The sequence below is a fragment of the Segatella copri genome (assembly GCF_026015295.1).
GTDB lineage: Bacteria > Bacteroidota > Bacteroidia > Bacteroidales > Bacteroidaceae > Prevotella > Prevotella copri_C.
Genome location: NZ_JAPDUW010000001.1, coordinates 1,304,424 through 1,316,732 on the forward strand (window position 1 = coordinate 1,304,424; position 12,309 = coordinate 1,316,732).

Consider the following 12,309-nt stretch of genomic DNA (forward strand, 5'->3'; position numbering starts at 1 on the left):
GAATATAGTAATTCCGATAATGTTAGAGATTGTTGAATGTTGAGTGGTCTATATGCCACGATGAAAAGGTGGCGTATAGACCCTTGATTATATGGTGATATTCGTAATCTACATCTCCGCTTTCTGTTTTTTATGAGTTGTTCTGATTCTTGATGATATCTAAAGGCAGCTGGGTAGCCTTGGCAACCTGTTCGGCTGAAAGTCCCATTGCCAGCATATTCTTAGCTATTAAGCAAATTCCCCCATCCTGCTTTTGATGGCAGGATGTGGGAATTCTTATCTGTTACCTCTAAGATAATATCTTATTTCAATTTTTCTATCTGTTCCTGGGTAAGACCGGAATACTTCATAATCTGATTGATGTCAACGCCATCAGCAAGCATGTTCCTGGCAATATCAAGGCTTCGCTGGTTCATACCTTCAGCTCTACCCTTTTCCAAGCCTTCCTTCATTCCCTTTTCCATACCTTCAGCTATACCTTCACGCTTAGCAGTGTCTACGGAATTCTTGATGTCGCGATATGCCATCTTGCTGGTCTCGTACTCCCTCATTTCCTGAGGAGTAAACTTGGCTATCTCGGCTTCCTCGAAGAGGCGGTCGAAGACTTTGTCGCACAGCTCCTTCGGACGCTGGGTAAGCTTATAGAGGTTCTTCAGAGCATAGAGCCACTTCTCGTAGAGCGTATCCAGTTCTTCCAGGGGTTTGTTGAACTTGGAAATCTCTACATAGATATATTCGAGCTTGTCGTAAAATACTTTGTGGGTAGCTGTGTCGCACAACTGCACATGATGGCGGATTTTCTCCTTGTCGAAGGCGTCCTCGTTCATGCTGAAGTTGAGCAGGGCTACGGTATAGACATGATTGAGTCTGAAATCCCAGTCATTCCCCTTAGGTGCCTGCTCACGGATAGGAAAGGTTGAGTAGAAAAGGGCGCGATCCTTGAAATACGTCTGGTAGGCATTCTGCATTTCTACGATGAACTTCTCGCCGTTTTCGCCCTCGCAATATACATCAAAGATGGCTCTTCGGTCGGTATATACATCTCCCACGTGCTCCGGGTTCAGATACGACACGTCCTTCACAACCTGTCTGCCATTAAACAAGCTGTTGAGGAAGCAAATGAGCAAATCCTTGTTCATTGCTGTTCCAAAAATTCGCTTGAAACCGAAGTCGGTCAGCAAGCTGATGTATCTTTCTTCTACCTGCTTCATAATCTTCTGTTTTAAAAATCCATGCCGCAAAGGGCGACTCTAGTTAAAAGAATGATAAAACCTTTTCTAATTTAATAATTGCTTGGCAGAAACTTCTACTACCCCGCCATTTCCGTCACTAATGACAACAGGACGATTGTATAAAGCCTTTTCTACCAACATATCATGCTGAGCTTCAACTAAGCCTGATTCAACTTTGTTGATAAAGCCCTCAATCTCACTTTCACTCATAATCCTTAATTATTTTAAATTTAACAATATCCTTAATCTTTGTTGGAATAAGAGCTGGTTGCTAAAGTAGTTTTAAATTCTTTGGATGCAAATATACTGCAAAATCTTGATAACGCCAAATATTTGAATGAAATTAACATCATTATTGGCCAAATAACTGAACTTCGCATATCAGGTAGTTAAAGGAGTTAAGGAAGTTAAGGAGTTAAGACGTATGTCTTGCAGCTTAAAAAACTACGCCAAAAAGACTGTTGTCTTAACTCCTAGCGAACGTAGGGAGCGATAACTCATTTAACTTCTTTAACTCATTTAACGATTTAACTCCTTTACCTCCTGAACCTGCGAAACCTGAATCTAATATGCGAAACTTCAAGTTTTCTGCGTTAATATTTGTTTAAAAATCAGTCCTTTTTCGGTATCGTTAACTTCTTTTATCTGATAATTGTTTAACACAACATAAAACGGGATTCCCTACCCTACACACTTTTTCAAAGATTTCAGCGGTAAGAAATGAGGAAAAAAGGGACCCTAAAAAAAAAGCACCCATTTCGAAACCAAAAATAAACGCTTAAAATATGTAAAAACGGACTGAATTCTTAAAATATGTTTATAAAAAGCGAAAAACACCCTTCACCACCCTTCACCCGTAACTATCTGACACCCAAAATGTTAAATAAAAAGGTGAAGGGTGAAGGTTTGAAAACTCTTTTTTATATATACGCGCGGCAAGGGAAAAAATCCGTTTTTTCATTTTTCTGACTTTCTGGATTTTCCAAAAATCCTAAAAAAAGAATATAATATAAGATTTAAAATATACCCTTCACCCTTCACCTCATCACTTTTCCGCTGTTTCGCTTCTTCACTACTTCTTCTTCAAAATACCCCCACAAAAATGGGCGCAAAAATGCTGCGTTAAAAACTTTAACCTAGGTTATTCTTTGTGAAAAGTGAGGGCTATAGCCCTCACTGCCAATGTGCAGCTTTTTGTGTAACTTCGCAGCATGGAAAATAATAACGTAACAAAACAAGAAGTGCTGAAATTTTCAGCAGAAATGGAAGAAGAAGCCAGCGTAAAAATGGCTATCGCCAACGTATGTGGTGTAAATGCCACAGACATCAGAATAGTAATGGGTGGACGTGACACAATAAAGGAAAAGATAAAAAATAAGATGATCACTCCAGAAATCCTCTACGCAATGGATAAAGCCATCATATCCATTCTCATAAACAAGGATCTGGAGGATGCCTGGAATGGTACGATCTGGGAATATGAAGGAAACATCCAAGGAAAAACCAGATTCTGGTATTACTGCGATGAAGTGAGCAAATGGATGCTGCACAAAGGTTCGGCACACTGGGGCGACCTCAGCAATAGTTTGAGTCACTGGAAAAATATCCTATCCTACAATTCTGTTGCGATGAAAAAATCGGAATTAAACCAAATATTCAAACTCATAAAACCCAAAAAGAAATGAAAGAGATTAAACCCACAAACGAGACCGGAAATAACCCGGAAACAGAACAGGAGAAAGAGGTCTTGCCCTCTTTTTTCCAGACTCTGAAGACCTCTACCAGCAAGCCTCTCCCCAACAGAAAGGTGCTGGAGTACACAATCATGCATTCGGCACCGGTGAAAACCAATACCGAAGGCTACAGGTCGATGATAAAGGTGGACAAGAGAACGGCAGAGGACATCAAGCACCGGCTGCCCTGCATCACTCCCAGCGTGCAGCTCAAAGGTAATGCCAAGAAGCTGACTGACTTCCAGAAGGAAACCTATTGGCTGATGCTCGATTATGACGACGTGCCCCCAAAAAACATCGCGGCACTCAGGCAGACCGCCCGGAAAATCCCCTTCACCATGGTCTTCTACATCACCGTCTCGGGCAAGGGATTCCGCATCCTGCTCAGATATATGCGCCCTGAAGGATGCAATCTCACTGCCACCGAACTCCACCTGCTCGCCATCCGGAAAGCCATGAGCATATACGACAAACTGCTGGGTATCAGCTGCGACAAACAATGCCAGGACATGGTGAGAAGCTGCGGACTGGCTTACGACCCCGAGGCTTACTTCAACTGGAATGCCGAGGTCTTCGCCATCACCCGGGAGGAGGTAGAGGAATTCGAAAAAGCCACAAAGCAACAGGAGGAACAGAACAGAAAAAGACAGACGGAGGCTGAAAAACCCAGAAAGAAAAGCCCTCGCAAACAGGAAGACGAGACACCACCCAAAACGCTCACTACCGAAGAGATTCTGCAGTATGTAGACAAACTGGCGGAGAGCTGGGAGGAGCGGTTTGAGGAGCATCATCACAACAGCTACGTAGTGAGATACGCCACATTCTGCCTCTGTTTCGGAGCCGAAAAGGAGGAGGCTGTGAAACACATGGCAGATAAGTTTGGCAGCGAATATGCCGATACCGAGCGGGTGGCACTAGAGATTTACAAGCATACCGAGCGGCTGGGAACCTGGAAAATAAGACAGCAGGGAGATGATGAGCAGAAACGCTATACCAGCATGAGAGCACTGCTGGGATGGCTGGGAGCCCGATATGAAATGCACCACAACACGCTGAGCAACCAGTATGAAGTGCGCGCCATCAACACCGGAGAGAAACTCTATCTCGACTGGACCGAAGTGGATACCCGGGTGAGCAATTCCCTGTTCGTGAAGATGGAACTGGATAACATCTGCACCACCCAGAAAAAGCTGGATACGGTGATAAGAAGTAACTTCAGCCCCGAATTCAACCCCATGGAGGAATATCTGAAGAGTCTGCCGAAATGGGACCGAAAGACTGACTATATCGCTGAATTGGCCCATCGGGTAACCGTGATGCAGACAGGCGGTTACCGCCATACGGAGGAGGATTTTGCCTATGCCTTCAGGAAATGGCTGGTCAACATGGTGGTTTGCTGGGTGCGGCCCGATGTCACCAACCAGTCTATCATGGTTTTCGTAGGCAAGGGAGGCATCTTCAAGACTACGTTTTTCGACCATCTTCTGCCGCCCCATCTGCGCAAGTATTTCGCCAACGATTCTACGGGCGACTATAAGAACAAGGATTTCCTGCAGATGTGTGCCAGCAAGGCGATAGTGTGTCTCGATGAGTTCAGCTGTCTGCGCGGCAAGAACCTGGATTCCTTCAAGAGCAACATCACGAAGCGCAACATCAGCATGCGAATCCCTTATGCCGAGTGGGACTGCATCTTGCAGAACAATGCGGGGTTCTGTGCCACGAGCAATGAGATTCATATCATCGATGATGACGAGAACCGCCGTTTCCTCATCTGGCGCATCGAGAAGATCAAGAGTCCCATCGACTTCCCCTTCAATTACGAGGGCATCTACTCCCAGGCTGTGGCACTGGCTCAGGAGGTGATAGAGAAGCGCCGGAAGGGTGAGCCCTGCGACTGGGTTTACTGGTTTACGAAGGAGGAGAACGAGGAGATTCAGCGCCACAATCTTTATTTCCGTGTAAACAACTACATAGCCGAGCGCATCAACAAGTTCTACCGTGTTCCTGATGCCGATACGCCGTCCGAGTTCTGCAAGTTTGTTACGGCGAGTGATGTGATGGAGCGCATCTGCACGAACCCCGCCTTCCGCCAGTCGATGTCGAACAAGGATATTTCGATGTTCATGGAGGCGCTGGGGTTCAAGAAGATTCACCGCAAGACGGGCAACGGCTGGAAGGTGATAGAAATGCGTCCTGACGAGATAGAGAACAACCAGAAGATGGATGGCAGCGAGAATATTCCGCCCGAAGATCTCCCATTTTAGGAAATTCTGCTTCGGAGATATTTTTTTATCTTTCGGAGATATTTCCGTATCTTTCGGAGGGATTTTCTTATGATTCGGAGAGATTTTATTCTACCAGGCAGAAGAAAGAAGCAACTGACAAAAACAGACTAAAAAGAACAAATTATGATAGAAGACAGAAGTTACGGGAAGGCAGAGCTCGCCATGCTCTACTTTCCCACCGCTACCCCCAGGGTAGCGCTCAACCGGCTGGTGAGATGGATCAACCGGTGTCCCGAGCTCAAGCAGAGCCTCTGTTCGGGCTACGCCGGCAAGTTTTCCCACTTCTACACCCGGCAACAAGTGGCAGAAATCATCGAATTTCTGGATGAACCATAAAAAATCACCCTGGAAGGGAATGCATACAACACACTATGCGTATCCCTTTCAGGGTGAGTTAATAAAACTACAATCACAGCAATAAAACTATTAATTTTACGTTCTTTTCAAAGAAAGGGGTTGTGCAATAGTGGCTTAAAGGCTAAAAGCACTACCTTTGTAAATAATATCAAAACAGAGTATAATGGAAGAAAACAATATAACAGTAGATAAAGCTGTCCAAACCATAAAAGGGGCAATTTTGCGAGCTCAAGCACAGGCGAGCCAGTCAAGTAATGCCATACAGTTGTCTTTATATTATGGTATAGGGCGTTATGTGTCTATCAATTTACAGCAAGCACATTGGGGCGCAAAAGCTCTTGATACTATTAGTGAGAGATTGCAGCCAAGTCACGAGAACCTATTTGTCCAACCATTACAGTATCTGACAGTTGGACAAAAAACAAGCCTAATTGAGATGTAATTAGCGGAATTGATAATTTTAATATAGACTTTATCGAATCCCAATTCATACAAATTAATGGGTGGCATTATACCATCGTGTATATATTTTTGGATTTGAAAGTCTATTACTACTAGGATCAGAAGTAGTAATACCAGAATAATGATTAATGGGCAATATTCCTTTAAAAGCAGAATAGTATTGTGGAGTATGACATTTGAATAATATTGTTTTCCTCAATTGATTTGAAAATTCATCAAGAAGCACACTATCATTACAAATCTTATTAATATAGTCTTCAAAATCAAAGAAAATAGTCGGAGTATATCCATCCATTACCTGGATACTATTTGCTGATATATTATTATTTTGATTTTCGATATTAATTTTTTTCACAATATTTGCCAATTGTTCTAATTCTTGACAATTCGTAACGGCTGCTGTACCATATGGATATGTATATTGACTATAAAACTCATAAAATGCTTGAATAACTCCCTCATAATCAACATTTCCTATAAGATATTTCCCACATTCATGATATGGGAATCCATATGCCATTACTTCAGTGGGACTAGCTATTAAATATTTCGTGACATCTTTTAAATCATATGCAACCTCGATTGAAGACATATAGCAATCATCAAATAGTATATATTCCATAGTAATTCCGGACTCTAAAATTGCTTGAGCCAAGACAGACGTTTCTATTTGATATTCCTGTGTTAATCCACCGAAATATCTTGTCATTGGGCCATTACTTACATTATAATGAAATATCTCTTGAGTTTCATTGGATTTTGTATGAATTACTGGCAACCATCCCATTCCATGGCAGCCGATAATTAATCCATATTTCTTTCCAGGCGCATATTCTTTTATGGCCTTCAATATATTAGAAATACCCTCTTGCGAAGTAAATCTTTGATTGTCATAAGTTCTAATATTCTCAACGATACAACTTCCATTATCATACTTTAATTCCATGAGATCCGCAGTATTTGGCGTTGTAGCTAAACAGACCATGACTCGTGCATTTTGTGAGCCTCTTTCTTCTATACTTTTAGAAAAATCTTTTATGTTTTGTTGAAAATAAGGTAACAAATTTGAACTCCAAGGGAAAAACATTATGACTGTTTGTTCATTTTCTTCCTTTGGAGCAACAATTTCTTCTTCACTCGAACATGAAATCACGATAGTCAGTGAGGCCAACGTGATAAATATGAATATTATATGTAATAATTTATTTTTACTTATGTTCATTGCTTAACACATTTTTTATTCCAAATTTAGTGATTTTTTTGCCAACAATAGCTATTTTGTGCTATTTTTTACGATATTTTTCATCTTATTCGTCTATATTAACTTAAACTGACTCGTATCGTTTTAAACGAATCATTTTGAATTGCCTAACAACAAAGCCTCAAATTGCCTCAATCCAAGGAATATTCGTCTCGTAACCCATATCAAAATCAATTTCTATTTTCATTGAAGTATTAATAGTTTTTGAGTATCTATTTGTTCTCCTGTCGTTATAATTTATGTTGTATATCCAACTTACAAAATGCCCCATTGAGTCCACAAATCTTACGGGAAGCAGGCGGATTCTGTCAGTGCAAAGGTAATGTTTTTATTTCAATCCGGTATCACGGCAGAGGTGATTTTTGGTTGTTTATGCAAGAATAATTCGGAATATGTAAAATAAACGGTAAAATATCTGTTGTATTGGCGATTGGACTTACCGTGCAACGAGTTAAGCGATTACTAAAAGTACAATCACAGCAATAAAACTATTAATTTTACGTTCTTTTCAAAGAAAGGATTGTGCAATAGTGGCTTAAAGGCTAAAAGCACTATCTTTGCATACAATAATAAGTAACAACACGTTTAAGGTCACAATTTGTGATCTCAAAAATAAAGATAGAAATATGGCAGATAATATAGAACATCAAGATAAAGGAGAACTGGTCACAAATTGTGACCGGTTACAAAATGATGAAGTCGTAGTTACCACTCCTGTAGAAAGTCGAATAATGTCTATTCGTGAAAAGCAGATTATGATAGACAGAGACTTGGCTGAACTTTACGGAGTGGAAACTAAAAGATTAAACGAGGCTGTAAAACGTAATATAGAACGTTTCCCTGAGCGTTTCCGTTTTCAACTGACTAAGGAGGAAATGGCTGAACTGGTCGCAAATTGCGACCGGTTCAATAGTTTGAAGCACTCAACAGTTCGTTCATATGCTTTCACGGAGCAGGGAGTGGCTATGCTCTCCACTGTTCTTAGAAGTGAAACCGCAATTCGTGTAAGCATACGAATTATGGATGCATTTGTTGCAATGAGACGTTTCATGGTGACAAATGCAGAAGTTTTCCAACGTCTTTCAACAATGGAGTACCATCAACTGGAAATGCAGCAACATCAGCAAGAAACAGACAAACGCATAGACGAGGTATTTCGCAGATTGGATGAGGGCAATGCAAAGCCGAAACAAGGTGTGTTCTACAATGGTCAAATTTATGATGCCTATACTTTCGTGTCCGACTTGATTAAGAGTGCAAAGAAGCGTATTGTCCTTATCGACAACTATGTTGACGAGACTGTACTGACATTGCTCGATAAAAGAGACAATAACGTGTCTGCAATCATCTACACTCAGCAGATAAGCCGTCAGTTCCAACTCGACATAGACCGTCATAATGCTCAATATGCACCGATTGATGTTGAAACATTCCGTTTATCACATGACCGCTTCCTTTGTATAGACGATGATGTGTATCATATAGGAGCATCCATTAAGGACTTAGGCAAAAAGTGGTTTGGTTTCTCCAAGATGGAGATACTTACACCAGACGAATTGGTGGAAAGGATCAATAGAGAGTAATCAATACGCAATATTTCAAGAATATAAACATTAAAAATTTTAAATTATGAAAAAAATCAAAACAAGAATCGGAATTCTCTTCATTTTGTTAACAGTATTTACAATGTTTGCAAGCTGTTTAAATGATGACGATGAACCCAAAGACAAGCAGAAGACTGTAACATTATATGTTTCTGCCACAACAGGAGAACGTACCGGTATGACGGGTACACCACACGAATGTATGTTGATAAAAGAAAAGGGAGAAAAGACTTGGGAGCCATGCGAGTTCAACGGAATTAAAGGCTTTACATACGAGAAAGGATACGAGTACGAACTTTTGGCTACGAAGACCATATATGCCAATCCACCAGCAGATGGATCAAGCTATGACTATACTCTTATAAAAGTGGTGTCAAAAATGGCAAAGGGAAATGAGTAGTAGAGAGTTTTAATTGTATCAAATCAAACAATGAAAAATAAAACATCTATAATGATTGTAGTTTGGGGAATAGCGGTATTATGTACACTATTCTTGAGTTCATGCAAGCGACCAGAGGTCTTAGACAATAGTACTCTTGTAAATAGCGCAAGAAACGTGGCTTTGACCTTTGGTCCTGCGTATGTTCCATTTTTTAAAGAGGCTAACGTATCGAATGTTCAAGTTTTCCAAAAGGAGGATTATGGGGACAGCTTTTCTGAAATCCAAAAACAATTTGGAAGAAAGTACTATACTATTACCTTTACATATGATAGTACTGACGTTAAATTTGATTTTGGATTTGCAGCAAGAGTCAGAATATGGAAAGATACAGGGGAACCATTAGATGTTATATTTGGTAATGGTTGGGGAAGAAATTTTCTATTTAAAACCTTTGTAGAGCAAACCAATCACTCACCAAATGACTATGAGAAAGTGGCTTCTGACTCTATTGTTAAAGTACCATTGCAAACTGTACATGAACCAGAGAACATTTGGAATTCCAATGCTGACAACAAACAAGACAGCCTATCAACGAGAGACTTTCTAACAAACACAGAGAAAGAGAAAATAAAAGAATTGGCTTCACAAGTACCAGATAGCATAAGAAATCGTTTTGCAGTTTTAGTGGATAAATGGAATTTTGCAATAGATCATAATCCTAAGACACTATACAGTGCAAGCACATATTCATATGCAAAATTGCCTGAGTTCATTCCTCTCAAATCAATGGGAAAACAAATAGTTCCACTAATTATGGAACGAATGATAAACTCTTCCGATTTTTATTTTCTTGTTCTTTATGAAGCTGTTCTGGAAGGAAATGAAACGAAAGACGATTCTAAGTTTAGCGAAAGCGAACAAATCAGAGCTATAAGATGTGTTAAAAAATGGCTGGAAAAACAATAATGGGCAAGTTCTTCTATTATAATTGAATCTACATCATTTCTCCTGTGCCGCAGAATATATAAGATGTAACAAATGCAATAACCAAACTTGCCTGTCGGTGATTTGTTCCTCCGTAGTCGGGTAATTAAGATGGAAAGAACATATAAAAAAGCATAAAATGTTTCTGATTTTTCTCATAAACAAATTAGATTTCATATATTTGCGCAAAATTAGAAACAATGACAGAGCTATTGAGTATATTATATAAGCTGCGGATATTCACTTCGGATGAACTTTCTGAGGCTCTGAAAGGCAAGGTGAAATCGGTGGAAGCGTTGCTTGCTCGGTACAAGCAACAAGGGTGGATTGTGGCTATACGGCGCAATACCTATTGCATGAAGGATATTGCATCAGGTTTACCTGTTTGCAACAAGTAGCAGAAATCATCGAATTTCTGGATGAACCATAAAAAAATCACCCTGGAAGGGAATGCATACAACACGCTATGCATATCCCTTCCAGGGTGAGGTTATTATAGGAATTCCTTGATTTAAAATGCTACACGATTTCTTGTAAACTTATCAAGAAAAGCTCGAACCATGCCTTTATTATCGCTCTTATCTAAATCTTCTTCATAAGCAGATTGCAAAGAAAGCCAAAAAGAAGCAGGAATGCCCAAAAAACGTTCTAAAGAAGAAGCTATCTCAGGACTTAAACATAACGTTCCATTCAAAAGTTTATCTAATTCAAACTCTTCAAGCCCTATTTTATGAGCAAAGTCAGAAATTGGAAGACTGCGAGCTTCCAATTCCTCCTTCAAAATACAACCAGGACTAACCGGCTGGAAAGGACGCGGATTAATATTATTTCTTGTTTCCATAATGCGAATCGTCTAATTACGGCAAAAATACGCTAAATACCTGATACAACAAAAACTATTTTCGATTTTAACATAAAAAATACCACTTTTTTCAACTTTTTTTCCCGAATCCTTGCAAATCGCACAAATCGCATAGTTGGGGGTTCGGGAATGTTGTATCTTTGTATCGTCAATCAGAGAGGTTGATGCAGCAACGATCTCGGCGGAGACACTGACTGCTTTTACTAAAACTAAATTTTTAAAAGTATGATTCTCATCAAGTTAGCGAAGAACAAGAACAAGACAATCAAGGAAGCGTATGGCAAGTATTATGCGCGACCAGTAGTAACAGAAACCATCGGTATCGATGAACTCGCCGAACACATGGCGAGCCACAACACCCCGTTCTCGAAGGGTGCCATCAAGGGCCTTCTCACCGATATGGTGAGCTGTGTGAAGGAGCTCGTGCTCCAGAACAAGGCAGTGAAGATAGACAACCTTGCCATCTTCTCCATCGGCATCATCAACAAGATGGGAGCCGCCAGCATCAAGGAGTGGAGCCTCGCCAAGTTTGTAGAAGGCTACCGCCTCAGAGCACGTGCTACCGGCAAGCTCAGCAACACCCAGCTCTCTCTCGATGCCAACGCCAAGAACGCCATGGATCTCCTCAACTCTAGCGAGAGCGCTGCAGGCGATACCACCACTGGCGATACCACACAGGGCAGCGGAACCACTGGGGGCGGCGGTACATCACAAGGCGGCAGTACCGACGGAACAGGCGACAACGGAGACGGCCTGGAGTAGTGAACCGTCTCTCAAATATGCGAAACGACAGAAGAAGGAAGGAGTGAACTGACCGGCGACAGGGATATTCCGAAGGCACAAAGCGGCTGGTTTTCATCCTGACGATTACGGATAAACAGCAAATCATAATGACCCAAGAACCTGCCTTTTACGGGTATCCGGGCAGGCAGTTACTCCCCCGCCCTTCTTTTTCCAGAAACGCTTACTGAAACTAAATTTCAACCACTAAAACAAGCATGTGACTATCATTATCCACTTAGTATTAATCATTAAAAAACAAAGCAAAATGAAAAAAGTAAATTGGAAAACCATCATCAACTTCCTCATCACGGTATTAACAGCTGTAGCCAGCTCATTCTGTGTACAGAACTGCTAAAAGAAGGGA

The 12,309-nt window shown here is 40.8% G+C and carries 14 protein-coding genes; 10 read left to right on the top strand and 4 right to left on the bottom strand.

Annotation, left to right across the window (positions count from 1 at the left end; all coding sequences use genetic code 11):
* Positions 1 to 302 precede the first annotated feature (302 nt).
* Both ONT18_RS05645 and ONT18_RS05650 read right to left on the bottom strand, forming a co-directional pair.
* Positions 303 to 1,211 carry an Rpn family recombination-promoting nuclease/putative transposase gene (locus ONT18_RS05645; protein ID WP_264904450.1) on the bottom strand — a complete coding sequence of 303 codons (909 nt, stop codon included), beginning with the start codon at positions 1,209 to 1,211 and terminating at the stop codon, positions 303 to 305.
* A 66-nt stretch (positions 1,212 to 1,277) separates the two neighbouring features.
* Complete coding sequence (locus ONT18_RS05650) at positions 1,278 to 1,442, bottom strand: hypothetical protein (RefSeq protein WP_006846734.1); 165 nt, start codon at positions 1,440 to 1,442, stop codon at positions 1,278 to 1,280.
* Between the two features lie 1,001 nt (positions 1,443 to 2,443).
* Between ONT18_RS05650 and ONT18_RS05655 the strand changes: the two genes are divergently transcribed.
* The 4 genes from ONT18_RS05655 to ONT18_RS05670 all read left to right on the top strand — a co-directional run bounded on the left by ONT18_RS05655 (position 2,444) and on the right by ONT18_RS05670 (position 6,049).
* Entirely contained in the window at positions 2,444 to 2,917 is a 474-nt protein-coding gene (locus tag ONT18_RS05655) for a hypothetical protein (protein ID WP_264904451.1), read from the top strand.
* Positions 2,914 to 5,229 (top strand): BT4734/BF3469 family protein, encoded by a 2,316-nt coding sequence (locus tag ONT18_RS05660; protein WP_264904453.1) that lies wholly within the window; start codon positions 2,914 to 2,916, stop codon positions 5,227 to 5,229. The genes ONT18_RS05655 and ONT18_RS05660 overlap by 4 nt, the downstream gene beginning before the upstream one ends.
* Before the next feature lie 144 nt (positions 5,230 to 5,373).
* Positions 5,374 to 5,586 (top strand): DUF4248 domain-containing protein, encoded by a 213-nt coding sequence (locus ONT18_RS05665; protein ID WP_006846744.1) that lies wholly within the window; start codon positions 5,374 to 5,376, stop codon positions 5,584 to 5,586.
* 184 nt (positions 5,587 to 5,770) lie between these two features.
* A complete protein-coding gene (locus ONT18_RS05670; RefSeq protein WP_264904454.1) occupies positions 5,771 to 6,049 on the top strand; it encodes a DUF1016 N-terminal domain-containing protein in 279 nt (92 codons plus the stop codon).
* A gap of 54 nt (positions 6,050 to 6,103) precedes the next feature.
* On the opposite strand, the gene ONT18_RS05675 is transcribed toward ONT18_RS05670, so the two are convergent.
* Entirely contained in the window at positions 6,104 to 7,291 is a 1,188-nt protein-coding gene (locus ONT18_RS05675; RefSeq protein ID WP_264904455.1) for a clostripain-related cysteine peptidase, read from the bottom strand.
* Between the two features lie 665 nt (positions 7,292 to 7,956).
* Here ONT18_RS05675 and ONT18_RS05680 point away from each other — a divergent pair.
* The 4 genes from ONT18_RS05680 to ONT18_RS05695 all read left to right on the top strand — a co-directional run bounded on the left by ONT18_RS05680 (position 7,957) and on the right by ONT18_RS05695 (position 10,698).
* The gene (locus ONT18_RS05680) at positions 7,957 to 8,913 is read left to right on the top strand and encodes an ORF6N domain-containing protein (RefSeq protein ID WP_264904456.1); all 957 of its coding nucleotides are present in this window, start codon (positions 7,957 to 7,959) and stop codon (positions 8,911 to 8,913) included.
* 103 nt (positions 8,914 to 9,016) lie between these two features.
* Complete coding sequence (locus ONT18_RS05685) at positions 9,017 to 9,334, top strand: DUF4377 domain-containing protein (RefSeq protein ID WP_264904457.1); 318 nt, start codon at positions 9,017 to 9,019, stop codon at positions 9,332 to 9,334.
* Between the two features lie 30 nt (positions 9,335 to 9,364).
* Positions 9,365 to 10,282, top strand: coding sequence for a hypothetical protein (locus tag ONT18_RS05690; RefSeq protein WP_264904459.1), 918 nt, complete (start codon positions 9,365 to 9,367; stop codon positions 10,280 to 10,282).
* 218 nt (positions 10,283 to 10,500) lie between these two features.
* A complete protein-coding gene (locus ONT18_RS05695; RefSeq protein ID WP_264904460.1) occupies positions 10,501 to 10,698 on the top strand; it encodes a hypothetical protein in 198 nt (65 codons plus the stop codon).
* A gap of 113 nt (positions 10,699 to 10,811) precedes the next feature.
* Here the strand turns inward: ONT18_RS05695 and ONT18_RS05700 are convergent, their stop codons facing one another.
* On the bottom strand, positions 10,812 to 11,141 hold the full coding sequence (locus ONT18_RS05700) for a helix-turn-helix transcriptional regulator (RefSeq protein ID WP_264904462.1): 330 nt from the start codon (positions 11,139 to 11,141) through the stop codon (positions 10,812 to 10,814).
* A 246-nt stretch (positions 11,142 to 11,387) separates the two neighbouring features.
* On the opposite strand from ONT18_RS05700, the gene ONT18_RS05705 reads away from it, so the two are divergent.
* Positions 11,388 to 11,924, top strand: coding sequence for a DNA-binding protein (locus ONT18_RS05705; protein WP_264903981.1), 537 nt, complete (start codon positions 11,388 to 11,390; stop codon positions 11,922 to 11,924).
* 286 nt (positions 11,925 to 12,210) lie between these two features.
* Entirely contained in the window at positions 12,211 to 12,300 is a 90-nt protein-coding gene (locus ONT18_RS05710) for a smalltalk protein (RefSeq protein ID WP_022120265.1), read from the top strand.
* Positions 12,301 to 12,309 lie beyond the last annotated feature (9 nt).